Genomic DNA, 25,516 nt, shown 5'->3' on the forward strand with positions numbered 1-25,516 from the left:
TATGGAATAGTGTCACGCTCTCGGGGAAGGGCGGGGCGCACTTCTGAAATCACGGATCGGTGCCCTGTGAACCACGATTCGATACAGCACTTCTCTGCCGGCGCCACCACGTTCGTGATCGCGTACGTCGTCTCGGTCATCGGCGCGCTGATCGGCCTGGCCTGCATGTCGAGAGCCCGCGCCGAACCCGCCAAGGCCGCCAGGGTCCGCTGGACCGCGTTCGGCGCGTTCGCCATCGGCGGCGTCGGCATCTGGCTCATGCACTTCATCGCCATGCTCGGCTTCGACGTCCCCGGTGTCACGATCAGGTACTCCGTGCCGCTGACCGCGCTGTCGGCCGTGGTGGCGATCGCGATGGTCGGGGTCGGGCTGTCCCTGGTCACGCTCATCCGGTTCACCAGGGTGCGACTGCTCGTCGCGGGCGCGGTGGCCGGGCTCGGCGTGGCGGCCATGCACTACCTGGGCATGGCCGCGATCCGGTTCCGGGGCGGGATCTCCTACGACCCGGTGATGGTCGTGCTGTCCTGCCTGGTCGCGGTGGTCGCGGCAACGGCCGCGTTCTGGTTCACCGTGGTCGTCCGGACCGCGCCGGCCACGGTCGCGGCCGGGCTGATCATGGGGGTGGCGGTCACCGGCATGCACTACACCGGCATGGCCGCGGTACGGGTCGGCCCCGATCCGGGCGCGGCCGTGCCGCGGGGCGCGAGCGTGTTCGACCTCGTGTTCCCGGTGTTCGTGGCGGGCGGCCTGGTGATGGGCGTCCTGCTGTGGATGCTCTTCACCACCGATGACGACGACGTGCTGGGCGAGACCGCCTAGGCCGCGGCTACCGTTGGGCCCGTGTCCGAACCCGAGCCGTCCTGGGCGGCGGTGGTCCTCGCCGGTGGTCGGGGCAGCAGGCTGGGCGGGGTCGACAAGGCGTCGGTCGTGGTCGACGGCCGCACGCTCCTCGACCACGTGCTGGACGCCGTCGCGTCCGCTCGACCGACCGTCGTCGTAGGGCCGCGGAAGGACGACGTTCCCGGCGTGACGTGGGCCCGCGAGGACCCGCCCGGCGGGGGACCGGTGGCAGGCCTGGCCGCCGGGCTCGCGCACGTCGACACCGACCTGGTGGTGGTGCTCGCCGTGGATCAGCCGGGGATCACGCAGTCCACAGTGGACCGACTGTTGGCGGGTGTCGGCGAGACCGGCGCGGTGCTCGTGGACGACGAGGGCCGGGCGCAGTGGCTCACCGGAGCGTGGCGCACCGAAGAGCTGCGCCGAGCCCTGCCCGCAGACCCGCGCAACGCCTCGATGCGGTCGGTCCTCGGCCCGCTCGACCCGGTGCCCGTCGCGGCCCGGCCGGGGGAGGCCCGGGACGTGGACACCCCGCAGGACCTCGCCCGCTGACGACGCCCGCTGACGACGCCCGCTGACGCGCCCGAGGCCCGCTGAACGAGCGCCGAACGCGGGTCCAAGATCATGTGAGAACGGCGTGAGCTGCGTCGCTGCCCGATTCGGGCACCAACCCCTTCACAAGAGCCATACCGCCGGCAGGGGAGACTGGTCCACAGTCGCACAACCCTGTCGAGGAGGACCCTTGTCCGAGCCCGCCGCCGAGGCGCCCAACACGCCGGCTCGTGACGCCCAGTTGCTCGAACGCACCGTGTTCGAGGTCAAGCGGGTGATCGTCGGTCAGGACCGGCTGGTCGAGCGGATGCTCGTCGGTCTGCTCGCCAAGGGCCACCTGCTGCTGGAGGGCGTGCCCGGCGTTGCCAAGACGCTGGCCGTCGAGACGTTCGCGAACGTCGTGGGCGGTTCGTTCTCGCGCGTCCAGTTCACCCCCGACCTGGTGCCCGCCGACATCCTCGGCACCCGCATCTACCGCCAGGGCAGCGAGACGTTCGACGTCGAGCTCGGCCCCGTGGTGGCGAACTTCGTCCTCGCCGACGAGATCAACCGCGCGCCCGCCAAGGTGCAGTCGGCGATGCTCGAGGTGATGGCCGAGCGGCACGTGTCCATCGGCGGCAAGACGTTCCCGATGCCCACCCCGTTCCTGGTCCTGGCCACCCAGAACCCGATCGAGAACGAGGGCGTCTACCCCCTGCCCGAGGCGCAGCGCGACCGGTTCCTGTTCAAGATCCAGGTCGAGTACCCGACGGCCGAGGAGGAGCGGGAGATCGTCTACCGGATGGGCGTCGAGCCGCCGGTGCCCAGCCAGGTGCTCGGCCCGGACGAGCTGGTCCGCCTCCAGGGCGTGGCCTCCCGGGTGTTCGTGCACCACGCGCTGGTCGACTACGTGGTGCGGGTGGTCATCGCGACCCGCGCGCCCAAGGAGCACCAGCTCACCGACGTCGCCGGGTGGGTCGCGTACGGCGCCTCGCCGCGTGCCAGCCTCGGCATCATCGCCGCCGCCCGCGCCCTGGCGCTGGTGCGCGGGCGCGACTACGTGCTGCCGCAGGACATCGTGGACGTGGTGCCGGACGTGCTGCGCCACCGCCTGGTGCTGTCCTACGACGCGCTGGCCGACGGCGTCCCGCTGGACCACATCATCACCCGCGTGCTCCAGACCGTGCCGTTGCCGCAGGTCTCGGCGCGTCCGCAGACGCCGCAGCCCGCGGGCAGGCCGTGACCGAGCCGAGCGGAGCGACCTCGGAGCGTCCGAGCTGGGCGCCGCCGGTCCTGCACGGCGGCCGGATGGAAGCGGCGCTGCGCACGCTCGAACTGGAGGTCCGCCGCCGGCTCGACGGCCTGCTCCAGGGCAACCACCTGGGCCTCGTCCCCGGGCCGGGTTCCGAGCCCGGCGAGGCGCGGCCCTACCAGCCCGGCGACGACGTGCGGCGGATGGACTGGGCGGTCACCGCCCGCACCACCGTGCCGCACATCCGGGAGACGGTCGCCGACCGCGAGCTGGAGACGTGGCTCGCGATCGACCTCTCGCCGAGCCTCGACTTCGGCACGGCGGTGTGCGAGAAGCGTGACCTGGTCGTCGCCGCGACGGCCGCGGTGGCGCACCTGACGCGTGGTGGCGGCAACCGGATCGGCGCCCTGGTGTCGACCGGTGACCAGCTGGTCCGGGTGCCCGCGCGCGGTGGTCTGGCGCACTCGCGCGGTCTCATCCGCAAGGTCGCCGAGACGCCGCGTGCGCCCGAGGGCACCCGCGGTTCGCTGGCCGAGGTGGTCGAGCAGTTGCGCCGCCCGCCGCGTCGGCGCGGCCTGGTCGTGGTGATCTCGGACTTCCTCGGCGGCACGGAGTGGCAGCGCCCGCTGCGCGCGTTGTCCGCCCGGCACGACCTCGTGGCGATCGAGGTCGTCGACCCGCGTGACATCGACCTGCCCGAGGTGGGCACGGTCGTGCTGGCCGACCCGGAGTCGGGCCGGCAGCGCGAGGTGGTCGCCTCACCGCTGCTGCGCCGGGAGTTCGCCGCCGCGGCGGCCGAGCACCGTGCCGACGTGGCGGCCGGTCTGCGCCGTGCCGGCGCCGGCCACCTCGTGCTGCGCACCGACTCGGACTGGATCGCCGACACCGTGCGCTTCGTCGTGGCACGCAAGCGTCGCTGGTCGGGAGGGGTGGCCTGATGAGCCTGTCGGGGTTCACCGCGCCGTGGTGGTTCCTGCTTCTGGTCGTGGTGGTGGGGCTGACCGCGTTCTACGTGGTGCTGCAACGCGTGCTGCGCAAGCGGACGCTGAGGTTCGCCAACCTGCCGATGCTGGAGAAGGTCGCGCCCAAGCGGCAGGGTTGGTACAAGCACGTGCCGGCGGCGTTGCTGCTGGTGGCGTTCATCTTGCTGACCGTGGCGCTGGCCGGGCCGACCGCCGAGCAGAAGGTGCCGCGCAACCGCGCCACGGTGATGCTGGTGATCGACACGTCGCTGTCCATGAAGGCGACGGACGTCAAGCCGTCCCGGCTGGAGGCCGCGCAGGTGGCCGCCAAGTCGTTCGCCGACGGGCTCACGCCGGGCATCAACCTCGGCCTGATCTCGTTCGCCGGTTCGGCCACCGTGATGGTCGCGCCGACCACCGACCGCGGTGCGGTCACGCAGAGCATCGACGGGCTCAAGCTGGCCCAGTCGACCGCGACGGGTGACGCGATCGTGGCCGCGCTGGCGGCGATCGACTCGTTCGGCAAGGTCGTCGGCGGCGCTGACGGCCCACCGCCCGCGCGCGTCGTGCTGATGACCGACGGCAAGGAGACCGTCGGCACCCGCAAGGCGTTCGACGCGGCCGAGGACGCCAAGAAGGCCGGTATCCCGATCTCCACGATCTCGTTCGGCACCGAGGAGGGTGTGGTCGAGATCGAGGGGCGGCAGCAGGACGTGCCGGTGGACGACGACTCCATGCGGGAGATCGCCAAGCTGTCCGGCGGCGAGTTCTTCAAGGCCGCGAGCGCCGAGGAGCTGCGCCGGGTGTACGACACGCTGGGCGAGCAGATCGGGTACGAGAAGAAGCAGTCCGACGCGTCGCGTCCGTGGGTGGCGGTGGGCACCGTGCTCGGGATGATCGCCGTGGCCGGTGCGCTGATGTTCGGGCAACGCCTGCCCTGAGCGGGGTCTGCTGGTTCAACGTTCGCGTCCGGGCGCGGGTACCTGAGTGTTGAATTCAGGGGTCGCGAACGTAGGACACACCTGTTCTGAACGTAGGACACACCGCACGCGAACGTAGGACACACCGCACGCGAATGTAGGACTCTCGCGCTTTTGGGTCAGCCGTGTAGGTCTTGGTAGGTGGTGGCGGCGCCTGGGTGCAGGGGGAGGCCCGCGGTGCCGATCAGGCTGCGGACGTCCAGGAACTGGGTGCCCAGGGCTTGTTGGGGGACCAGGGCGGCGGCGCGGGAGATCAGGGTGCGGGTGATCGCGGCGGCTACGGCGTCCGGCATCGAGGCCCGGCAGACCAGCAGGTTGGCCACGCCTATCGTGGGCACCTCGCGGGTCGCGCCGTAGACGCCCGCCGGCACGGGCACCTGTTCGTACACCGAACCGTGTGCCGCGCGCAGGCCGGGCACCAGTTCGGCCAACGGCAGCAGGCGGATGCCGGACAGGCGGGCCAGCGTCGGCGTCGGCACGCCGCCGGACCACAGCAGGGCGTCGATCCGCCGGTCCGCCAACGCCTGCGCGGCGTCGGCGATCCTCAGGTGCTCCACCCGCACGGAGTTCCGCAGGCCCAGCGCGACGAGCATCCGCTCACCCGACAGCGACGCGCCGGAGCCCTCCGCGCCCAGGGACACGGTCCGCCCGGCCAGGTCGGCGGGCAGCCGTGCCGGATCGTCCTCGCGCACCACGAGCTGGAGGTAGTTCTCGTAGACCCGACCCAGGGCACGCAGTTCGAGGCCGGGGTCGGCGACGCGGGCCGAGTCGGCGAGGGTGAGCGCCACCTGCGCCTGACCGTCGGCGAGCAGCGCCAGGTTCGCCAGGCTGCCCTCGGTCTCCAGCACCCGGCCGCGCACGTCGGTCAGCTGCTCCGCGAGCAGGGTGGCGAAGTCGAAGTACATGCCCCCGCGCTCACCTGCGGCGATGGCCAGCTCGCCGGACGGCGCGCCGGACGTGCAGCCGGCTGAGAGGCAGGCCAGGCCGAGGAGGAACACCCGGCGGTTCACAGCGACGGCTCCAACGGCAGGGTGATGCGGGCGGTGAACCCGTCCGCCGACGACAGGCTCAGCACGCCCTGCCGCGCCTTGACCAGCTGGTCCGCGATCGCCAGGCCGAGACCCGTGCCGGGCTGCCCGGACCGGCCCCGCCAGAACCTCGCCGTGGCCAACGCCAACTCCTCCTCGGTGAGCCCGGGCCCGTCGTCGTGCACCTCGACCCACCCCTCGCCCGCCGCCCGGTCCGCGCCGAGCGACACCCGCACCGCGCCGCCGTACTTGACCGCGTTGTCCAGCAGCACGTCCAGCACCTGCGCCAGGTCCGATTCCGGGCAGCGCACCAGCACCGTCAACGCCGGCGTCTCGGGCAGCGGCACCTGCCAGAACCCGGCCCGGTCCACCGCCACCGCGCCCAGGTCGGTCAACTCCGGCTCACGCCCGCCCGCCGCGACCTCGGTCGCCACGCTCTCCGCCGACGCCAACGCCAGCAGGCCGTCCAGCAGCGATTCCAGCCGTTCGATCTCGGCCACGCCCGCCGTGTACGCGCGCACACCCTCAGGTTTCACCTGACCGCTCAACGTGTCCATGCGCAGCCGCAACGCCGCCATCGGGTTGCGCAGCTGGTGCGAGGCGTCCGCGATCAGCCGCCGCTGCTGGTCGGCGGCCTCGGTCACGGCGTCCGACATCCGGTTGAACGACTCCGACAGCTCGCGCACCTCCGGCGGCCCGCTGCTCCCCGCCACGTGCGCCCGCCGTTCACCCGCGGCCACCGCGCGGACCCCGATCGCCAACTCGGCCAGCGGTTTCAGCAGCCACCTGGTGACGGCCAGGACCAGCAGCACCGAGATCACGGCCGCCGCCAGCGCGCCACCGAGAACCAACAGCCACTGCGTGGTCACGTCCGCCGCCGCACGGTCCACCGACGCCTTGAGCACCACCGCACCCGCCACCCGCGTGCCCGTGCCGACCGGGCGGGCGAACACCACGTGCCCGGACGACCACGGCTTCACCGTCGGCACCGACGACGCGGGCTGGTTGCGCAGCGCCGCGTCCAGCACCTGCGCCAACGCCGGGTCGTCCGCGGTGAGACCGGCCTGGGCGACCGGCTGCCGGCGCGCGTCGACCACCACGACCGGCTCGCCGTACAGCTCGACGTACGCGGCGACCTCGTCCACCAGGGCGGTTCTGTCGCCCGTGGTCTCGGCCTGCTGCGCGAGCGCGGCGAACCGGTCCAGGTCGCCGGTGCGGGTCAGCACGAACCGCTGGGTGCGCTCGGCGGCCGTGGCCGACAGCAGCGGCACGGCGAACCCGGCCACGGCGGCGGCGGAGAACAGCAACAACACCAACAGCAGGCGGCGGCGCATTCACTCACCGAGCCGGTAGCCGAAACCGCGGATGGTGGTCAGCAGGCCGGGCCGGTGCAGTTTCGCCCGCAGCCCGGCCAGGTGCACGTCCAACGACCGCGACACCGCCAGGTACGCGTCGCCCCAGACCTCGTCCATGAGCTGCTGACGGCTCACCGCCGTGCCCGCGCGGCTGGCCAACGCGGCGAGCACCTCGAACTCCTTGGTGGTCAACGAGACCTCCGCGTCGCCGACCACGACCCGTCGGCCCTCCAGGTCGATCTCCACGTCACCGACCCGCACGGTCCGGTCCTTCGGGCCGGTGAGCGCCGCGCTGCGCCGCGCGACCGCGTCCATCCGGGCCAGCAGCTCGCCGAGCCGGACCGGTTTCACCAGGAAGTCGTCCGCGCCGAGGCGCAGGCCGCGCACTGTCGACCGCTCGTCACCCCGCGCGGTGAGCACCAGCACCGGCACCGACGAGACCTTGCGGATCTTGCGCAGCACCTCCAGGCCGTCGGTGTCGGGCAGGCCCAGGTCGAGGAGCAGCAGGTCGAAATCGCGGTGGACGAGGAGCGCGTCCGCGCCGCGGGCCACCCGGCTCGGCCGGTGGTCGTTCGCCTCCAGCGCCTCGACCAAGGCGTCCGCGACCCCGTCGTCGTCCTCGACCAGCAGCACGCGCACCCGGCGACCCCCTTCTGTTGGGGCGATTATGTCGTCAGGGGTGTAGAAAGGGCTGTGACCATCGAGGAACACGTACCGGCGAGCCTGTTGGACGAGGCCAGCGAGGCTCTGGAGGAGCTGGCGAGTGTGCTGGCCGGCGGCCAGACGCTGAACGAGGCCCTCCAGCAGCTGGCCGAGTCGGCGTCGCGCGTCATCCCCGACGCGGAGAACGTCAGCGTGACCGTGGTCGGTCCGGACGGCGCGTCCACGGCCGCCGCGACCGACGAGAAGGTCATCGCGATCGACAAGGACCAGTACGACGCGGGCAACGGGCCGTGCCTGATGGCGGCCCGGATCCAGCGGCCCGTGCGGGCCACCGCGGAGGGCGGCCGGGAGAAGTGGCCCGAGTTCGCCGCGGCGGCCGAACGCGCGGGCGTGCGGACGTACCTGTCCGCGCCGATCGTGGTCGAGGACCAGGTGGTCGGCGCCTTGAACCTCTACAGCTCGCAGGAGAGCGCCTTCGACCCGTTCGACGAGGCGTTGTTGCGGCTGTTCGTCACCGCCGCGTCCACCTCGATCACCGGGTTCCGGCGGTACGAGCGGTCACGTCGGCTGGTCGAGCACTTGCAGCACGCGCTGTCGTCGCGGGCCGAGATCGACCAGGCCAAGGGCGTGCTGATGGCCGCGCACGGGGTGGACGCCGAGGAGGCGTTCGCCCGGCTGGTCACCGAGTCGCAACAGCGCAACACCAAGCTGCGCGACGTGGCCCGGAACCTGCTGGACTCGGTTCGCAGACCCTGATCGACCAACCCTGGTTGTCACGCGGCTGACAAAACCGGTATTCGATTTTTGGTTTTCGCAACAGCCGTGAATTCGTCGGCCCGAGTGCTTCTCGATGCGGTTAGAGTGTCCGGGAAAGTCGATTTCCCCATTCTGGTCCGAGGAGGAGCATGCGCAAGAACCGTGTCGCCGCGGCGGGTTTCGCCGTCGTGGTTTCCGCTGCGCTTTCCGCGTGCACCGACGACCCGTCGTCGACGATGAGGACGTTCGACACGCCGCAGGCGCTGGCCGAGGCGAACCGGGTCGCCGCCGAGGCCAGGCGTTCGGTCACCGTCGACCTGGACCTCGCGACCAACGGCAAGGGCAGTTGCGGGTTGCGCACCGACGATTTCGCGGCATCGTGCCGGATCTCCACCGCCGACGCCGACGCGGTCGCGTACGTGATGGTGCCGGACGGCATCTTCGTGCGGATACCGCAGGGCCAGGCGCCGCAGCCGGACAAGCCGTGGCTCAAGCTCGACCCGGACGACCCCGACAACGCGCTGGGGCGGGCCATGGCGGACGTCGCCGTGCACATCCGTGACACCGCCGACATCCGCAAGGCGCTGCCGGAGGGCGCGCAGATCGTGGAGAAGGCCGAGGAGTCGGTGTCCGGCAGGCAGACCGTCCGGTACACCGCGCACGTCGCGGTGAACGGGCGGGCGTCGGTGTTGAAGCTGTGGGTGGACGACCAGGACCTGCCGGTGAAGACCGAGGTCAGCACGCCGGTCGAGGGCGGCGAGCCGGTGCGGGTGGTCGCGAACTACCGGGACTGGGGCAAGGCGGTCGAGATCACCCCGCCGACGCCGGAGCAGATCAGCGAGCTGCCAGCGTTGCCGGGCTGACGGTCGCGCACGTGGATCGGCCCCCTCCCAGCAGTCGGGAGGGGGCCGATTTCGTTGCTGCCGCAGAGGATCGGTACGGGGGTTCGTCAGGCGCGGCGGCGGGTGTGGCGGAGGTAGAGGAGCACGCCGGCGCCCAGGGCCAGCAGGGCGCCGCCCAGGACCAGCGGGCCGCGGATCGAGGAGCCGGTGTAGGCCAGCTTGCCGTTCTTGTCCGGGTAGTTCCCGGCGGCCGGGGCCGGGGCCGGTGTCGTCGTGGTGGTGGTCGTGGTGCTGGTGGCCGGCGTCGTGGTGGTGGTCGACGAGGCGCTCGTGGTGCTGGAGGACGGCGTCGTGGTGGTCGTCGACGAACCGCTCGTGGTCGTCGTCGTGCTGGTGGTGGTGGTCGTTCGGGACGTTGTCGTTGTCGTGGTGGCACTTGTGGTCGTCGTACTGGTCGACGTCGAGGTCGAGGTCGAGGTCGAGGTCGGAGTCGTGGTGGTGGTGGTCGTCGGCTCAGTGGTGGTCGTGGTGGGGGAAGTCGTGGTGGTGGTCGGATCCGTCGTCGTCGTGGTCGGATCCGTTGTGGTGGTAGTGGGATCGGTGGTGGTGGTCGTCGGATCTGTTGTCGTGGTGGTGGGGTCGGTTGTTGTTGTTGTCGTAGTAGTCGTGGTGGTGGTGTCCGGCCGCACCGTGAACTGGTACAGCTGCGTCGCCTGCCCCGGCTTCAGCGTGCACGGCGAGGTGAACGTGCCGAGACCCGTCTCGCTGCCGTCGGCCGTGCGCGGTGTCAGGGTGGTCTCGAAGTCGCCGACGGTGAACGTGGTGAGGCCCGCGTTGGGGAAGCTCACCGGCGGCGTGGAGCCGGAGGCGATGGTGTCGAACGTGCCCGAGGACGGCACCGGGGTCTTCGCCACGGTCAGGTTCGGCTCGATGTCCAGCTCGAAACCCGCGTTGTCCACCCGCGTCCGAGCCTTCGCGGTGCCCTCGACGGACACCGCGCCGACGAGCGCCAGACCCTGCGTCGCCAGCTCCGGCACCGTCGCCGTGGCCGTCACGCGCGCCTCGGGGATGGGGCTGCCCACCACCGCGTCGTCGGGCAGGTTCTCCACCACGATCTTGACGCTCATGTCCTGCGCCCCGATCAACGGGAACGGGCAGTTGTAGACCAGGGTGAGCGTCGCCGTCGCGGCACTGCCGACGCCCGCGCCCCACAAGGCCGAGCCGCCGACCACCACCGCGCTGACGGCAAGCGCGGCCACCCGGTGTCGCAATCTCATGTCAGGTTCTCTCCTGCGGAAATGCCCCGAGCGGGCCGGCGACGACGCCGACCCGCTCTGTCGAGGCTGGTGGGATCACTGCCTGGCGATCTGGAGGTCGAGCGCGTTGTCCGGACCGGGGATGGTGCCGTTGACCACGGCGGTCACCAGACCGCAGCGGTCGAACTGGGCGATGTCGTACGTGCCGCCGAGGCCGCCGCCGTTGAGCGGGTCGAAGCCGGGCTTCGACGTCAGGTTGATGTCGCTCGGCGTCACCGTCTGGCACTGGTCGGTCGGCTTCACGACCTGGATGCCCAGCACCCGCACGTCGGTCAGCTTGATCGACGCCGTGGTCCGCGCGGTGACCGCGCCCGCGGCGATCGTGCCCGTCGTGCGGCCCTGCGGGAGCAGCCGCACGGTCGCCGTGGTCGGCACGAAACCGAACAGCTTGAACGTGCCGGACGCGTCGGGCAGCGCCAGGTCGCCGGTGAACTTCCCGGCGGCCAGGTCGACTTCCGTGGCCAGCGTGCCCGGTCCGAGCGGCAGGCCGGAGTTCAGCTTCTTGATGGTCGACGAACCGTTGACGCCGAAGTTGATCCGCAGCGGGTCGTTCGGCTGGGTGGTGGTCGTCGTCGTGGTGGTGGTCGGGTCGGTGGTGGTAGTGGTGGTCGTGGTCGTCGGCTGAGTGGTGGTCGTGGTCGTGCTGGTGGGCACGGTCGCCGGCGACACGGTGAACTGGTAGAGCTGCGTGTTCTGGTCGGGCTTCAGCGTGCAGTCCGAGGTGAACGTGCCCAGGCCGGTCTCGGTGCCGTCGGCCTTGCGCGGCGTCAACGTGGTGCTGAAGTTGCCGACCGTGAAGGTGGTGAGACCCGGGTTGGTGAAGCTGACCGACGGCGTGCTGCCGGTGGCGACCGTGTCGAACGAGCCGGAGGTGGGCACGTCCGTCTTGGCCACCACCAGGTCCGGCACGAGGTCCAGCACCGCGCCCGCGTTGTCCACCCGCGTCTGCGCCTTGGCGCTGCCCTCCACGGTCGTCGCGCCGACCAACGACAGGCCCTGCGTCGCGGTCGGCGGCACGGTCGCGGTGGCGGTCACCTCGGCCACCGGGATCGGCTCGCCGACCACCGCGGTGTCGGGCAGGTTCGCCACGTCGATCTTGACGCTCATGTCCTGGGTGCCGATCAACGGGAACGGGCAGCTGTAGACCAGGGTCAGGCTCGCGGTGGCGGCCGTGCCGGTGCCCGCGCCGGCGAACGCAACCGAGCCCACGACCGCGGTGGCCACCGCCAGCCCACCGACGACCGATCGACCAGTTCGTTTCAGCATGTGCCTCTCCTCGTCGAGAGCAGTGCGAAAACAGTGCTTGCGATGTCCCGCAAGAGCTACTGGTGAGTAAAGTAGCTTTGTCGAAGAGTGGCGGCAAGCATTGTTTTCACATTTTCCCGCACCATGTCAGCTGTGCGACAAAACCGGTCGAAAGGTTTGTCACGCGCATGACAAATCGCTGATCGGCGCTTGTGCGGCGACAGTCCCGAAAGTAGTTTTGAAGAATGAGTGGAGCCGGCCGGTGAGGGTCGCGGTGGTCATCGCCGCGGTCGCCGCGCTGCTGGGCGCGACGCTGACCCCGGGCTGGGTCGTGCGCCACGCCGAGGTGCGCGCGCCGCAGCCGGTCGTCATCGTCAAGATCAAGTACAAGGTCGAGGTGGTCACCCGGCTCGCCAGGCTCCAGTCGGACCTCGCCATCGGTCCGGGCACGTTCGACGCCGAGATCGACTTCGAGGACGGCACCATCACCGGCGTCCTGTGGCTGCCGCCTGCCTACGGCTATTTCGTCGTGTTCGGCTTCGTGCCCACCACCTCGCGCGTCGACCTGATCCCGGCGGGGGAGGGCGCCGGCCGGATCCAGGACGGCCAGGTCAAGATCAACGTGAAGGTCTTCGTCAAGCTCGGCGAGGTCGCGGTCGACCGGCAGCCGCTCGACGTCGGCCAGACGTGCCAGACCGCCGAACCGGCGTCGATCGACCTCGAAGGCCCGTTCGGGCTGGACCGGATGGTGTTGAAGGGCGTCTACCCGATCCCGTCCTTCGGTGGCTGCCAGGGCCGGGAACGGCTCGACCCGCTGATGACCGGTCTGGTCTCCGGGCCGGGCAACACGATCGAGGTCACGCTGACCGCGCTCCCGTCGACCCCGTGACTCCCGTCGGCCCAGCCGATCCCGCGGCCCCGGTCGCTCCGGTCGATCCCGTCGCTCCGGTGAGCAGGCGCAGCGCCCGCAGCGCGATGCCCATGTCGAACAGCGCGTCCGGGTCGTGCAGCTTCTCCCCGAACAGCTCCTCCAACTGCCGCAAGCGGTAGCGCACCGTCTGCGGGTGCACGGCGAGGCTGGACGCGACCTCCGGCGCGCTGCCCCGCGTCTCCACCCACGCGGTCATCGTCTCCAGCATCCGTTGCTGCTGTTTGGGTGTCAGCCCTTCGAGCGGCGCCAACGTCCGCTTCACCAGCTCGTGCACCAGCTCCTCGTCACCCAGCAGCAGCAACGTCGACAGGTGCTCGGTGGTGTCCACCATCGGCTTGTCCTCGATCACCCCGGACTGGATCAGCGTGATCGTGCGGCGCGCCCAGCGCAGCGACTGCCGCGCCGAGGCCAGCGGCACGATCGGCCCGACCGCCGCGCGCCACCCGCCGAGCTTCTGCTCCAACGCGACCAGCTGCCGTTCCGGTTCGGTGAGCAGCAGGCACGGTTCGCTGCCCTCCAGGTCCATCAGGATGTCCTCGTGCAGCGCCGGTATCGGCAGCTGGTGCTGGTCGGTGCGCCGTTCCAGCGCCACCACCAGCACTTTCTCCGGCAGCCGCCAGTGCGCCGCCTCGGCCAGCTCGGCCAGCGCGTTCGGGTGGTAGCCCGGCTCGCCGAGGAGCAGCTCCAGCAGCCGCTTGCGCCGCCGTTGCAACGCGCCCGCGTGGCGTGCCTGCGCCTCGGCGTAGCCCTCCATCGACCGCAGCGACAGCTCGTCGATGTAGGCGAAGATCGCCTCGGCGATCAGGCACATGGTGGCCAGCGGCACGCGTTCGGTCTGGCCGAACTCCGAGATCCGCCGCCACGCCACCCGGGCGCCGATCCGGTAGGCGGTCTGGAGCAGGTCGAGGCTTCGGCCCGCGCTGACCTCCAGCTTGCCGAGCAGCCGGAACAGCTTGGCGCGGTCCTCGCGCTGCACGGTCGGGTCGACCATCCGGTCGATGAACTGGTGGATCGCCTGTTCCACCCCTTCGACCACCACTTGGCCGAACATGCCCTCCAGCTTTTGCGAGTATTCGGCGATCTGGTTCTGGATTTCCCGGACCATGTCCACGGCCACGTCGCCGGCTCTCGCCCGGAACTTCGGCGCGAGGTCGGCCGGCAGTTGCTCCCACAGGTCCGCGTTCCCGATGAGCGGTAACTCGGAGGCTCGGAGTTCTCCGGTTCTGTTCATGCTGTTCGCCCACCACCAAACGATTGGGTGTGATTCCGAACACTGTATTTTTGATCATGAACGCGGTCAACCGGTGCATCCACCAGTCCACCAGTGCCCGATACGGCACGTGCACGGCCGATGGTGCAGGCGGGTTCGAGGCCGAGTCGGGCATCACCCAAGTGGCCGCACACGTGCGTCCCGATTTGTCGTCGACGGACACATTGGTAGCCGCCGGATCGGTCGGCGCGCCAGGGGGAACCGGGTTTTCGTATCTGGGTGAGTGTTTCGCGGACCATCTTTGTCACCCGCCTGACAAGCCCTTTCGGCTGCTTGTGCGGTCGGACATCCGTTAGTAACGTACTCGTCGGTAATGTTATTTCCGGCTCATTCACACACCCTTCCCGGAGAATACCCGTGGCATTGCGCCGACGCCTGCTCGGGCTGGTGTTCGCGGCCCTTCTGGTCGCGCTCTGCGGTTTGTCCATCGCCGCGTACCAGAAGGTGTTCACCACTCGGGTGACCGTGCTGCTGCGCACCGACCACGTCGGCAACCAGCTCCAGTCCGAGTCGGACGTGAAGCTGCTCGGTGTGCTGGTGGGCGAGGTGAAGGCGATCCGCTCGCACGGTGACGGCGCCGAACTCGAACTCGGCCTGCACCCGGACCAGGTCGGCCGCATCCCGGCGAACGTGTCCGCCCGGCTGCTGCCGAAAACGCTGTTCGGGGAACGGTTCGTCAGCCTGGAACTCCCGGAGGACCCGACCGGCGCGCTCGACGAGGGCGACGTGATCGAGCAGGACCGCACGTCCGGCGCGATCGAGCTGGAACGGGTGCTCAGCGACCTGCTGCCGACCCTCCAGGCGGTGCGGCCGGACAAGCTCTCGTCCGCGCTGACGTCGATGGCGCAGGCGTTGGACGGGCGCGGCCTGACGCTGGGCCAGACGATCGTGGAACTCGACGCGTACCTGCGCGAGTTGAACCCGCAGCTGCCCGTGCTCAAGCAGGACATCACCAAGTTCGCCGACGTCACCGGCGTGTACGCCGACGCAGGCCCGGACCTGGTGCGGGCGTTGAAGGACGCGACCTCGGTCAGCCGCACGATCGCCGAGCAGCGCGCGAACCTCGACGCCGTCTACACCAGCCTCACCACCGCGGCCGCCGACCTGACCGGGTTCGTCCGCGGCAACGGCGAGACGCTGGTCGCGCTGTCCGACCGGGCCCGGCCGACGGTCGAGCTGTTCGCCACCTACTCGCCCGAGTTCCCGTGCGTGCTGAGCGCGGTCAACGCCCTGCGCCCGCGGATGGACCAGGCGCTCGGCAAGGGCACCGACCAGCCCGGCCTGCACGCGCAGATCACCGTCGTGCCGCCGGCGGAGGCGTACGTGCCCGGCCGCGACGACCCGGTCAACCGCGGTGGCGGCGCGCCGCACTGCCCGGCCGGCCCGGTCAACGCCGTCGCGCCGGACCAGGTGCCGGACTGGGCGGGCCTGCTGATGGGGGTCGAATGAGGAACATCGCCGCGCCGTTGATCAAGTTCCTGGTCTTCGTCGTGGTCACGGTGGTCGCGACCGGGTTCCTGGTGGCGACCATCGCGGGCAGCCAGGTCGGCACGACGGCCACCTACAAGGCCCGGTTCACCGACGTCACGGCGTTGGCCGAGGGCGACGACGTGCGGATGTCCGGGGTGAAGGTCGGCCAGGTCGAGTCGCTGGAGCTGGTCGACGACGAGCTGGTGGACGTCGGGTTCTCGGTCGCCGACGGCCGGTCGCTGTCCGCCGACGTCACCGCGACCATCAAGTACCGCAACCTGGTCGGCCAGCGGTACGTCGCGCTGGAGCAGCCCGCCGGGCGGATCGGCGCGAAACTGCCGCACGGCGGCCTCATCCCGGTCGAGCGGACCAGCCCGGCGCTCGACCTGACCACCCTGTTCAACGGGTTCAAGCCGCTGTTCCAGGCGCTGAACCCGGAGGACGTCAACAAGCTGTCCTACGAGATCGTCCAGGTGCTGCAAGGCGAGGGCGGCACGATGGAGAGCCTGCTCGCGCACACCGCGTCGCTCACCTCCACGTTGGCCGCCAAGGACGACGTCATCGGCAAGGTCGTGGACAACCTGAACGCGGTGCTGGAGACGGTCAACTCGCGTGACGACCGGTTCGGCTCGCTGCTCACCTCGATGCGGCAGTTGGTGTCCGGGTTCGCCGCCGACCGGCAGCCGATCGGCAACGCCATCACCGGCCTGGCGGCGTTGAGCGACAGCACGGCGTCGCTGCTGGAGCAGGGCCGGCAGCCGTTGAAGGACGACATCGCCGCGCTCGGGCTGCTCGCGGGCAACCTCGGCAACGCGCCCGAACTGGAGCCGTTCATCCGGAACCTGCCGGTGAAGTTCGAGGCCATCGGCCGCACCGCGTCCTACGGCTCCTGGCTCAACTTCTACCTGTGCTTCGCCTCCTCGGACGCACCGCCCGCGCCCGGCGGACCACCGGTGGGCATCCCCGTCACCGAATCGAGGTGTCACCGATGACGCGCAGACCGGCGCTGCTGGGAGCCGTCGGGCTCCTGGTCATCGCGCTCACCGCCCTGCTCGCCTTCTTCCTGGAGGACCTGCCGTTCTTCGGCGGCGGTGTCAGGCACACCGCCGAGTTCACCGAGGCGGCCGGCCTGCGCGTGGACGACGAGGTCCGCGTCGCGGGCCTGAAGGTGGGCCAGGTGACGGACGTCGAGCTGCACGAGGGCAAGGTGCGGGTGGCGTTCCGGGTCAGCGGCGTGGAACTGGGCGACCGCAGCCGTGCCGAGATCCGGATCAAGACCCTGCTCGGGCAGAAGTACCTGGCGCTGGACTCCGAGGGCCGCGACCCGCTCACCGACACCATCCCGTTGGAGCGCACCACCTCGCCGTACGACGTGATCGAGGCGTTCAGCGATCTGTCGACCACGGTCGGCGCGATCGACACCGAGCAGCTGGCGGAGAGCTTCCAGGTGCTGTCGGACACGTTCCGCGACTCGCCGCAGCACGTGAAGCAGGCGTTGGAGGGGCTGTCGTCGCTGTCGAAGACCATTTCCTCGCGTGACGAGCAGCTGGCGTCGCTGGTCAAGGGCGCGAACCAGGTCAGCCGCGCGTTGGCCGACCGGAACAACGACTTCGCCGCGCTCATCACCGACGGCAACCTGCTGCTGGAGGAGATCGGGCACCGCCGTGACGCGATCAGCAAGCTCCTGGACGGGACGCGGGAGCTGTCCAAGCAGCTGTCCGGGCTCGTGGCGGACAACAACGAGCAGCTGCGGCCCGCGTTGGAACAGCTGGAACGCGTCACCGACGTGCTGCGGAACAACCAGGACGCGCTGAACCGGGGCCTCGCGTCGGCCGGGCCCTACTACCGGCTGCTGAACAACTCCCTGGGCAACGGCGAGTGGATCGACACCTACGTGTGCGGGCTCGTGGTGGAGCCCGGCGCGCGGCGCGACTGCTCGCCGGGAGGCCGCTGATGTTCATCCGGACGCAGGGCCGTCGGCGGCTGTTCGTGGTGTTGGCACAGGTGTTGGCGCTGGTGCTGGTGGCGACGGCCGCCGTGTGGTGGATCTTCCTGCGGCCCGGGTCGACGCGGATCGCCGCCTACTTCACCGCGGCGGTCGGCGTGTACGAAGGGTCGGACGTGCGGGTGCTCGGGGTGAAGGTCGGCCGGGTGGTCGGCGTGCTGCCCGACGGCGGCGCGGTGCGGGTGGACCTGGAGTTGGACCACGACGTGGACGTGCCCGCGGACGCCCGCGCCGTCGTCGTGTCGCCGAACATCGTGGCCGACCGGTACGTGCAGCTCACGCCCGTGTACACCGGGGGCGACAAGATCGCTCCCGGTGCGGTGATCACGAGCGTGCACACGGCCGGCACGGTCGAGTTGGACGAGCTGTACTCCAGCCTCGACACGTTGCTGACCGCGCTCGGCCCGAACGGCGCCAACCGCGAGGGCGCGTTGTCCGACCTGCTGCGCACGGGCGCGGCGAACCTCGACGGGAACGGCGGCGCTCTGCACGAGTCGATCCGGCAGCTCGCGGACGCGGCGAAGACGTTGGCCGGGTCGCGGGAGGACCTGTTCGGGACCGTGGACAACCTCCAGTCCTTCACATCGATGCTCGCCGCGAACGACGAGCAGGTGGGTCGGCTGGCCGACCAGTTGGCCGACGTGTCCGGGTTCTTCGCCGCCGAACGGGACGACCTCGGTGCGGCGTTGGGGGAGCTGGCCTCGGCTCTGGAGCAGGTGCGGGGGTTCGTGCACGACAACCGGGACCGGGTGAAGTCCAGTGTGGAGGATCTCGCCGTGCTGACCGGAACGCTGGTGCAGCAACAGCAGTCGTTGACCGAGATGCTGGAGGTGGCGCCGGTCGCGCTGCACAACGTGGTGAACGCCTACGACCCGGCGACCGGGACGTTGAACGCGCGGGCCAACCTGAACGAGTTCGTCGCCGACCTGCTGAGCGTGCCTGACCTGGGCGTGCCCGGAGGTGCGCGGTGAGGCGGTTGCTCGCGCTGGGGTTCGTGCTGGTGCTGACCGGGTGCTCGGCGATACCGAGCGCGTACGAGCTGCCGCTGCCCGGCGGCGCGGACCTGGGCGACCGGCCGTACCGGGTGACCGTGGAGTTCGACGACGTGCTCGACCTCGTGCCGCACGCCGGGGTGAAGGTGGACGACGTGCCGGTGGGCAAGGTGGAGGACATCGCGTTGTCCGAGGACGGTTCGACGGCGTTGGTGCGGGTCGCGGTGCGGGGTGACGTCCTGCTGCCGGCCAACGCGTTCGCGTGGTTGCGGCAGTCGAGCCTGCTGGGTGAGAAGTACGTGGAGCTGGCCGCGCCCGACGAGCGGTCGGCGTCGCCGTTGGTGGACGGCGCGGTGATCCCGGTGACGCGGACCAACCGCAACCCCGAGGTCGAGGAGGTGTTCGGCGCGCTGTCGATGCTGCTCAACGGCGGTGGGATCGCGCAGATCCAGGACATCTCGCGGGAGCTGAGCGCGGCGTTGTCGGGCAACGAGGCGGCGGTGAAGTCGCTTCTGTCCACTATGGACTCATTTGTGGGCGCTCTGGATTCGCACAAGGGTGAGATCACGCGTGCTCTGGACGGGATGGACAAGCTCGCGTCGTCGTTGGAGGCGCGCAAGGCGGACATCGGCGAGGTGCTGGACGGGCTGGAGCCGGGGCTGCGGGTGTTGCACGAGCAGCGCGGGCAGCTGGTCGGGCTGCTGAACGCGTTGCGCGACCTGTCCGACGTCGCGGTGGACACGGTGAACCGGAGCCGGGACGACCTGGTGGCCGACCTGCGGGCGTTGGAGCCGACGTTGCGGCGGCTGGCCGAGTCCGGGCAGAACCTGCCGCAGTCGCTGGAACTGCTGCTGACGTTCCCGTTCACCGACGCGGTGCTGGACGGCGTGAAGGGCGACTACCTCAACACGTACCTGACCCTGAAGCCCGGAGGGCGTTGATGATCACCCGGCGGATCAGGTTGCAGATCGCGCTGTTCGCGGTCATCGCGCTGCTCGGCGTCAGTTACGTGAGCGCGAGGTACGTGGGGCTCGTGGTCGTGGACGACGGGTACGTGGTGAAGCTGGAGCTGGCGCGGACCGGTGGGTTGTTCACCGGTGGTGAGGTGACGTACCGGGGTGTGCCGGTGGGGCGGATCGGGCCGATCCGGTTGGGTGACGGCCAGGTCGAGGTCGAGTTGCGCATCGGGGCCGGCGCGCCGCAGATCCCGACGGATCTGGAGGCCGTGGTCGCCAACCGGTCGGCGGTGGGCGAGCAGTACGTCGACCTGCGGCCGCGCGGGAACGGCGGACCGTACCTGTCGGACGGGTCGGTGATCCCGCGGTCGCAGACCAAGCTGCCGTTGCCGGTGGAACAGGTGCTGACCAGCCTCGACGACCTGGCGCGTTCGGTGCCGGTGGAGTCGTTGCGCACGGTCGTGGACGAGCTGGACAAGGCGTTGCGGGGGACCGGGCCGGACCTGCAGGTGCTGCTGGACGCGACGAGCGAGTTCATCGGGACGGCGGGTGCGCACCTGCCGCAGACCACGCGCCTGTTGAACGATTCGCTGGTGGTGCTGCAGACCCAGTTGGACCACTCGGCCGCGATCAACTCGTTCGCGGACAGTGCTCTGCTGGTGGCGTCGCGGCTGCGTGAGGCGGACGGCGACCTGCGGCGGTTGATCACGGCGGCACCGGGGGCGGCGTCCGAGGTCAGCGCGTTGCTGCGGGAGTCCGGCCCGAACCTCGGCATCGTGCTGGCCAACCTGCTGACCACGGCCGACGTCCTGGTGACCCGGCAGGGCGCGCTGGAGGAGGTGCTGGTGACCGTGCCGGACGCCGTGTCGGTGGGCGCTTCGACGGTGGCGAGCGGCCAGGCGCAGTTCGGCCTGGCCCTGACCTTCTTCGAGCCCCCACCGTGCCACGCGGGCTACGAGACCACACCGCGCAAGAGCGGCCTGGACACCTCACCCGGCCCCTTCAACACCGCCGCCTCCTGCACCCTCCCCAAGGGCTCGGCCACCGGCGTCCGAGGCTCCCAAAACGCCCCCCGCTAACCCCCGAACCCAGAACCTGAACGCAGAACTCACCCCTCCCGAACGTTCGACTCTCGCGCTCTGAACGTTCGACTCTCGCGAGAGTCGAACACTCAGGTGGCGTGAGTCGAACGTTCGGGAACCCTGAGTTCTGCGTTCAGGGGGCAGGATCAGGTGGGGGAGAGGTAGAGCCAGGTGCCGTTTTCGCGGACGAAGCGGCTGGTTTCGTGGAGGACGTCGCGTTGGCCCTGCCAGCGGTAGTGGGCGCGGAACTCCACGGTGCCGGTGGTCTGGAAGGGGGTGCCGTCGGTTCGGGACAGGATTTCCAGGTGGGTCCAGCGCTGGTCCGGGTCCAGGTCCAGGGATGCCGGACGGGTGGTCGGGTGCCAGGTGGCCAGGAGGTAGTCCTCGTCGCCCAGGGCGAAGGCGCTGTAGCGGGAGCGCATCAGGGCTTCGGCGGTGGGGGCTTTGCGGCGGCCCTGGTGGAACGGGGCGCAGCACGTCTCGTACGGGTCGCCCTGGCCGCACGGGCAGCGGCGGTTCGTGGTGGAGGTCATTCCGGGCGGTCGCAGGCGGTGCGGCCGGAACGGTCGAAGCGCACCCAGGCCAGCGCGTTCTCCGCCTCGCGGTCGCCGGCGGCGGCCTCCGCCGACAGGGACGCGTGCACCTGGTAGCGCAGGTCGGCGGGCACGGCGGGGTTGGTGAGCAGGTTCGCCCGGATCACCGGGCGCGGGTCGTCGGCGAGCAGCGCCAACGCCTCGGCGGGCGCGGCGGGGTCCGTCGACAGCGCCTCGCGCACCGCGTCGTCCGGGTCGCGGGCCAGGGCGACGCCCTGCGCCACGGACATCGGTTCGGTCACGACCACAAGGATATAGAGGGAAGCGGCTCCCCTCCCGTTGACTGCGAGTCGGGGAGGGGAGCCGCTTCGAGGGCCGGCTACGGCGTCAGCCGCACGCCACACCGTTCAAAGTGGGAGAAGCGAACGGTGGGGTGCTGCCGCTGTAGCTCGCGTTGTAACCGATGGTCGCGGTACCACCGGTGGCGAGCACGCCGTTCCAGGCCGCGTTGCCGACGCGGACGATGTCGCCGCTGTCGGTCCACGTCCCGTTCCAGCCCTGGGAAACGGTCACTCCGGGCGCGGAGAACGTCAGGGTCCAGCCGTTGATCGACGCACCCCGGTTCTCTATGACGATCTCACCGGAGTAACCGCCCGACCACCGGCTCGTCACGCGATGCGTCACCCGACATCCGTCCCCTGGAGACGGAATGGTGGTCGTCGTGGCCGAGGTAGTGGTCGTGGGAGTGTATGTGGTGCTATTCGTGGAGGTGATGATCGGAGGGGTGGTGGTGGTCACGACTCCGTTGATCGCCATGTCGTACGCCCGTTGCGGCACGAACTGGCCCGCGCCCGCGATGCAGCCGTCCGCCTCGCCGGGCGGTTTGACCCACAGGAACGCGTCGACGTGCGAATCGCCGGTGTTGGACGTGCTCGGCGTGCCGATCCCCCGGCCGGGCGGGTCGCACCACTCGTCGCCCAACGGTCCCCTGCCGTTGCGGCTGGTGTCGATGACCGCCTTGAGCCGCGAGTCGCCCAGGTTGTTCAGCACGGCCTTGGTGAACTGGAGTTCGTCGCCGGTGAGCCGGTAGTTCGACACGTTGGTGGCGATGCCGTCGGCGCTGTTGGCGATGTCCGCGCCGCGCAGCCGGTTGGCCGCCTCGGCCGGGGTGAGCCACGCCGAGTGGCCGATGTCGAAGTACACCTTGGCCTGCGCCGAACCGGCCTTGAGCTTCTTGCCCGCGTAGGCCATCGACGCCTTGGTCTCGTTCTGCTGTGCCGGGGTCTGGCAGTTGCTCATGATCGGGAGCACGTCCGGCTCCAGGACGATTGACGCCGGACGGCCGCCCAGACCCGCCGCGAGCTGGTCGATCCACGCCCGGTACGCCGAGTGCGAGGGCGCACCGCCGCCGCTCGCGCCGCCGCAGTCGCGGTTGGGCACGTTGTAGACGACCATGATCGGGATCTTCCCGGCTGCGGCCGCGGCGCCGACGAACGCGTCGACCTGGCCCCTGATCTCGGACGTGTTGGTCGTGGTGTACCAGCGCGCCTGCGGCGTGTTGGCGATCAGGTCGCGGATCACCCTGGCCCGCGAGTCGTTCGGGTTCTGCGCCACCCACCTCGCCGCCGAGGTGTTCGGGTCGACGTAGAACGCCGAGTCGGCCGCCTGCGCGGTGGTCGCGCCACCGCCGATGACCAGGGCGACGGCGCTCGCGACCAACGTGGCGGAGAGTGCGCCCGCCGCGGCCAACCTCGCCCTGTCGCGTGGTCGCCGCTCGTCACGGCCGGGGTCGTGGGCATTGTGTGCTCGCATCTGAAGTGTCCTCGCAGCGTCGGTGCAACGGGGTCTGACTTCGGCTGGGAGCGCTCCCAGATGGCAGGACTGTAGCCAGTCGGAAACGTTGAGGAAAAGAGGGTCCGACCGGCGGAGGAGTCCCGGTGCTTCTCACGTTCTGTGAAGAAATGGCCGGGCGAACCGTGGTTGAGACGGGGCCGAGGCCTGTGAACGGCCTGTCCGTGACGGTGCGTCGACATTTGGTCGCCTGACTGCTCTCAAAGGGTGAATGAGACCTGCGTCACCGGCGGTTCGAAGTTGATGTCGAAAAACGGGTCGAATTACGCCGGGAAGTCGAACCGGTGATGGGCTGAAAAGCCCATTACTGGTGCAGAAAAACGGACAATCGTAGCCTGGGAACGCTCCCAGCCGTTCCCGGCCCGTTCCCGGCCCGCTCTCAGCCCCTCTCGGAACCCTCGACCCGGAGGCCACGCAATGACGCGAACTCCCTCCCGACCCGTCGCGGTGGCGGTGACCACGGCCGTCTTGGCCGCCGTCGCCCTGTCCGCCACGGTGCTGGTCCCGCACCTGCGACCGGTGGCCACCGCACAGGTGGCGGCCCAAGCCGACCCGAGGGTCGAGCAACTGCTCGCCCGCATGTCGCTGGACGACAAGGTCGGCCAGATGACCCAGGTCGACCGCGGCGCGCTCGCCGCCGTCTCCGACCTCGCCACCTACCGGATCGGCTCGGTGCTGTCCGGCGGCGGCTCCGCGCCGACCCCGAACACCGCCCAGAGCTGGGCCGACATGTACGACGACTTCCAGCGCACGGCGATGTCCACGCCGCTGGGCATCCCGCTGATCTACGGCGTGGACGCGGTGCACGGGCACAACAACGTGCGCGGCGCGACGATCTTCCCGCACAACATCGGCCTGGGCGCCACCCGCGACCCGGAGCTGGTCAGGCGCATCGGCGCGGCCACCGCCGAGGAGGTCGCGGGCACCGGCATCGACTGGAACTTCGCGCCCTGCCTGTGCGTGGCGCGCGACGACCGCTGGGGCCGCACCTACGAGTCGTTCGGCGAGGTGCCCGAGATCCCGACCGCGATGACCACCTACGTCGACGGCCTCCAGGGCGCGACGCTCGGCGGCACGTCCAGTTCCGTGCTGGCCACCGCCAAGCACTACATCGGCGACGGCGGCACGACCGGCGGTGACGACCAGGGCAACACCGAGATCGGCGAACAGGAGTTGCGCGCGGTGCACCTGCCGCCGTTCAAGGCCGCGGTGGACCGGGGCGTCGGCTCGGTGATGATCACCTACAGCAGCTGGAACGGCGTCAAGGCGCACGGCCACCGCTACCTGATCACCGACCTGCTCAAGACCGAACTCGGCTTCACCGGGTTCGTCGTCTCCGACTGGGCGGGCATCGACCAGATCGACGGCGCGGCCGGGTTCACCGGCGCCGAGGTCGCCGCGGCGGTCAACGCGGGCATCGACATGGTCATGGTCCCGACCGACTACCGGCGGTTCACCAGCCTGCTCAAGGCCGAGGTGCAGGCCGGGCGGGTGACGACGGCCCGGATCGACGACGCCAACCGCCGCATCCTGACCAAGAAGTTCGCACTCGGCCTGTTCGAACGCCCGCTCACCGACCGCTCGCTCACCTCGACGGTCGGCTCGGCGGCGCACCGCGACCTCGCCCGCCAGGCCGTGCGGCAGTCGCAGGTGCTGCTGCGCAACGACGGCGTGCTGCCGCTGGCCAAGTCCGGCAAGTACTTCGTGGCCGGCAAGTCGGCCGACAACATCGGCTACCAGAGCGGCGGCTGGACGATCTCGTGGCAGGGCGGCAGCGGCAGCACCACGCCCGGAACCACGATCCTCCAGGGCATCCGCGACCTGGTCGGGTCCGGCGCGACCGTCACCCACGACCGGTACGGCGCGGGCGTGGACGGCTCGTACACGGCGGCCATCGCGGTGGTGGGGGAGACCCCGTACGCCGAGGGCGAGGGCGACCGGCCGTACGGGCTCGGCATGGACCGCGAGGACCTGGAGACGATCAACCGGCTCCGGTCGGCGGGCATCCCGGTGGTCGTCGTGCTGGTGTCCGGACGTCCGATGGACGTCGCGAGCCAGGTGGGCGACTGGAACGCGCTGCTCGCCTCGTGGCTGCCCGGCACCGAGGGGCGCGGCGTGGCCGACGTGCTCTTCGGTGCGTACAACCCGACCGGCAAACTGCCCGTGACCTGGATGAACAGCGGTTCGCAGCAGCCGATCAACGCCGGTGACGGCAAGGCCGCCCTCTACCCGCTCGGCCACGGGCTGAGCTACAGCCCGCCGACCACAACCACGAGCACGACGAGCACCACGGCACCGCCGCCCGCCGGCTGCGTGGCCACCGCCCGCCTCACCGGCTCCTGGCAGGGCGGGTTCTCGGCCGAGGTCGTGGTCACCAACCAGGGCACCACCCGGATGAACGGCTGGACGGTCACCTGGACCAAGCCCGACGGCCAAACGATCAACAGCGCGTGGAACGGCAGGCTGATCCAGAACGGCAACTCGGTGTCGGTGGAGGACGTCGGGTGGAACGGCGCCCTCGCACCGGGAGCTTCGGGGTCCTTCGGGTACGCCGCCTCCGGTCGGGAGGCGATTCCGCAGCTGACCTGCCTGGCGAGGTAGGACCGCGCCGTGGTCACGTTCTGGGAGCGCTCCCCCACGCTGCGTCATTCGGCGCAGC

At 70.5% G+C, this 25,516-nt stretch carries 24 protein-coding genes and 1 pseudogene; 16 read left to right on the forward strand and 9 right to left on the reverse strand.

Features of this window, described 5'->3' with window-relative positions; all coding sequences use genetic code 11:
• Positions 1 to 66: 66 nt before the first annotated feature.
• The 5 genes from FM051_RS07610 (at position 67) to FM051_RS07630 (ending at position 4,523) form a co-directional block, all read left to right on the forward strand.
• Positions 67 to 819, forward strand: coding sequence for an MHYT domain-containing protein (locus tag FM051_RS07610; protein ID WP_238412212.1), 753 nt, complete (start codon positions 67 to 69; stop codon positions 817 to 819).
• A 21-nt stretch (positions 820 to 840) separates the two neighbouring features.
• Entirely contained in the window at positions 841 to 1,389 is a 549-nt protein-coding gene (gene mobA / locus FM051_RS07615) for a molybdenum cofactor guanylyltransferase (protein ID WP_158842130.1), read from the forward strand.
• 190 nt (positions 1,390 to 1,579) lie between these two features.
• Complete coding sequence (locus tag FM051_RS07620) at positions 1,580 to 2,611, forward strand: AAA family ATPase (RefSeq protein ID WP_158842132.1); 1,032 nt, start codon at positions 1,580 to 1,582, stop codon at positions 2,609 to 2,611.
• Positions 2,612 to 2,676: 65 nt separating this feature from the next.
• The gene (locus FM051_RS07625) at positions 2,677 to 3,558 is read left to right on the forward strand and encodes a DUF58 domain-containing protein (RefSeq protein ID WP_238412236.1); all 882 of its coding nucleotides are present in this window, start codon (positions 2,677 to 2,679) and stop codon (positions 3,556 to 3,558) included.
• The gene (locus tag FM051_RS07630; protein WP_158842135.1) at positions 3,558 to 4,523 is read left to right on the forward strand and encodes a VWA domain-containing protein; all 966 of its coding nucleotides are present in this window, start codon (positions 3,558 to 3,560) and stop codon (positions 4,521 to 4,523) included. The genes FM051_RS07625 and FM051_RS07630 overlap by 1 nt, the downstream gene beginning before the upstream one ends.
• A 158-nt stretch (positions 4,524 to 4,681) precedes the next feature.
• Here FM051_RS07630 and FM051_RS07635 read toward each other — a convergent pair whose 3' ends face one another.
• From FM051_RS07635 to FM051_RS07645, 3 genes are read right to left on the reverse strand one after another with little or no spacing between them, the layout of a single operon-like run.
• Entirely contained in the window at positions 4,682 to 5,572 is an 891-nt protein-coding gene (locus tag FM051_RS07635) for a TAXI family TRAP transporter solute-binding subunit (protein ID WP_158842137.1), read from the reverse strand.
• On the reverse strand, positions 5,569 to 6,924 hold the full coding sequence (locus tag FM051_RS07640) for a sensor histidine kinase (RefSeq protein WP_158842139.1): 1,356 nt from the start codon (positions 6,922 to 6,924) through the stop codon (positions 5,569 to 5,571). Before FM051_RS07640 ends, FM051_RS07635 begins: the two co-directional genes overlap by 4 nt.
• On the reverse strand, positions 6,925 to 7,584 hold the full coding sequence (locus FM051_RS07645) for a response regulator transcription factor (protein ID WP_158842141.1): 660 nt from the start codon (positions 7,582 to 7,584) through the stop codon (positions 6,925 to 6,927).
• Between the two features lie 54 nt (positions 7,585 to 7,638).
• Between FM051_RS07645 and FM051_RS07650 the strand changes: the two genes are divergently transcribed.
• Positions 7,639 to 8,364, forward strand: coding sequence for an ANTAR domain-containing response regulator (locus tag FM051_RS07650; RefSeq protein ID WP_158842143.1), 726 nt, complete (start codon positions 7,639 to 7,641; stop codon positions 8,362 to 8,364).
• Positions 8,365 to 8,513: 149 nt separating this feature from the next.
• A complete protein-coding gene (locus FM051_RS07655; RefSeq protein ID WP_158842145.1) occupies positions 8,514 to 9,227 on the forward strand; it encodes a hypothetical protein in 714 nt (237 codons plus the stop codon).
• 86 nt (positions 9,228 to 9,313) lie between these two features.
• Here FM051_RS07655 and FM051_RS53055 read toward each other — a convergent pair whose 3' ends face one another.
• Complete coding sequence (locus tag FM051_RS53055; protein ID WP_158842147.1) at positions 9,314 to 10,483, reverse strand: DUF6801 domain-containing protein; 1,170 nt, start codon at positions 10,481 to 10,483, stop codon at positions 9,314 to 9,316.
• 75 nt (positions 10,484 to 10,558) lie between these two features.
• Positions 10,559 to 11,788, reverse strand: coding sequence for a DUF6801 domain-containing protein (locus FM051_RS07665; RefSeq protein ID WP_158842149.1), 1,230 nt, complete (start codon positions 11,786 to 11,788; stop codon positions 10,559 to 10,561).
• Between the two features lie 241 nt (positions 11,789 to 12,029).
• Between FM051_RS07665 and FM051_RS07670 the strand changes: the two genes are divergently transcribed.
• Positions 12,030 to 12,656: a hypothetical protein gene (locus tag FM051_RS07670; protein WP_158842151.1), complete on the forward strand. Its 627-nt coding sequence runs from the start codon at positions 12,030 to 12,032 to the stop codon at positions 12,654 to 12,656.
• On the opposite strand, the gene FM051_RS07675 is transcribed toward FM051_RS07670, so the two are convergent.
• Positions 12,625 to 13,929 (reverse strand): PucR-like N-terminal domain-containing protein, encoded by a 1,305-nt coding sequence (locus FM051_RS07675; RefSeq protein ID WP_158842153.1) that lies wholly within the window; start codon positions 13,927 to 13,929, stop codon positions 12,625 to 12,627. The genes FM051_RS07670 and FM051_RS07675 overlap by 32 nt on opposite strands.
• 396 nt (positions 13,930 to 14,325) lie before the next feature.
• On the opposite strand from FM051_RS07675, the gene FM051_RS07680 reads away from it, so the two are divergent.
• The 6 genes from FM051_RS07680 to FM051_RS07705 are packed head-to-tail and all read left to right on the forward strand — an operon-like array spanning position 14,326 to position 20,470.
• Positions 14,326 to 15,417, forward strand: a complete 1,092-nt coding sequence (locus FM051_RS07680; protein ID WP_158842155.1) for an MCE family protein — start codon at positions 14,326 to 14,328, stop codon at positions 15,415 to 15,417.
• Positions 15,414 to 16,430 (forward strand): MCE family protein, encoded by a 1,017-nt coding sequence (locus tag FM051_RS07685; RefSeq protein WP_158842157.1) that lies wholly within the window; start codon positions 15,414 to 15,416, stop codon positions 16,428 to 16,430. The genes FM051_RS07680 and FM051_RS07685 overlap by 4 nt, the downstream gene beginning before the upstream one ends.
• Positions 16,427 to 17,392: an MCE family protein gene (locus FM051_RS07690; RefSeq protein ID WP_158842159.1), complete on the forward strand. Its 966-nt coding sequence runs from the start codon at positions 16,427 to 16,429 to the stop codon at positions 17,390 to 17,392. The genes FM051_RS07685 and FM051_RS07690 overlap by 4 nt, the downstream gene beginning before the upstream one ends.
• Positions 17,392 to 18,414: an MCE family protein gene (locus FM051_RS07695; protein WP_158842161.1), complete on the forward strand. Its 1,023-nt coding sequence runs from the start codon at positions 17,392 to 17,394 to the stop codon at positions 18,412 to 18,414. Before FM051_RS07690 ends, FM051_RS07695 begins: the two co-directional genes overlap by 1 nt.
• The gene (locus tag FM051_RS07700) at positions 18,411 to 19,376 is read left to right on the forward strand and encodes an MCE family protein (RefSeq protein ID WP_158842162.1); all 966 of its coding nucleotides are present in this window, start codon (positions 18,411 to 18,413) and stop codon (positions 19,374 to 19,376) included. The genes FM051_RS07695 and FM051_RS07700 overlap by 4 nt, the downstream gene beginning before the upstream one ends.
• On the forward strand, positions 19,376 to 20,470 hold the full coding sequence (locus FM051_RS07705; protein ID WP_158842164.1) for an MCE family protein: 1,095 nt from the start codon (positions 19,376 to 19,378) through the stop codon (positions 20,468 to 20,470). Before FM051_RS07700 ends, FM051_RS07705 begins: the two co-directional genes overlap by 1 nt.
• Positions 20,471 to 20,619: 149 nt before the next feature.
• On the opposite strand, the gene FM051_RS07710 is transcribed toward FM051_RS07705, so the two are convergent.
• From FM051_RS07710 to FM051_RS07720, 3 genes are all read right to left on the reverse strand, one after another.
• Complete coding sequence (locus tag FM051_RS07710; RefSeq protein ID WP_158842166.1) at positions 20,620 to 21,006, reverse strand: YchJ family protein; 387 nt, start codon at positions 21,004 to 21,006, stop codon at positions 20,620 to 20,622.
• Positions 21,003 to 21,308 carry a hypothetical protein gene (locus FM051_RS07715; RefSeq protein ID WP_158842168.1) on the reverse strand — a complete coding sequence of 102 codons (306 nt, stop codon included), beginning with the start codon at positions 21,306 to 21,308 and terminating at the stop codon, positions 21,003 to 21,005. Before FM051_RS07715 ends, FM051_RS07710 begins: the two co-directional genes overlap by 4 nt.
• 85 nt (positions 21,309 to 21,393) lie before the next feature.
• The gene (locus tag FM051_RS07720) at positions 21,394 to 22,818 is read right to left on the reverse strand and encodes a glycoside hydrolase family 6 protein (protein WP_158842170.1); all 1,425 of its coding nucleotides are present in this window, start codon (positions 22,816 to 22,818) and stop codon (positions 21,394 to 21,396) included.
• Between the two features lie 456 nt (positions 22,819 to 23,274).
• Here FM051_RS07720 and FM051_RS07725 point away from each other — a divergent pair.
• Together FM051_RS07725 and FM051_RS51560 are read left to right on the forward strand one after the other, a co-directional pair.
• A pseudogene (locus tag FM051_RS07725) lies at positions 23,275 to 25,110 on the forward strand (glycoside hydrolase family 3 protein); the annotation flags it as partial.
• A gap of 60 nt (positions 25,111 to 25,170) precedes the next feature.
• Complete coding sequence (locus FM051_RS51560) at positions 25,171 to 25,458, forward strand: cellulose binding domain-containing protein (RefSeq protein WP_274383520.1); 288 nt, start codon at positions 25,171 to 25,173, stop codon at positions 25,456 to 25,458.
• Positions 25,459 to 25,516: the final 58 nt, after the last annotated feature.

It is taken from the genome of Saccharothrix deserti (assembly GCF_009769385.1).
GTDB classification, from domain to species: Bacteria; Actinomycetota; Actinomycetes; order Mycobacteriales; family Pseudonocardiaceae; genus Actinosynnema; species Actinosynnema deserti.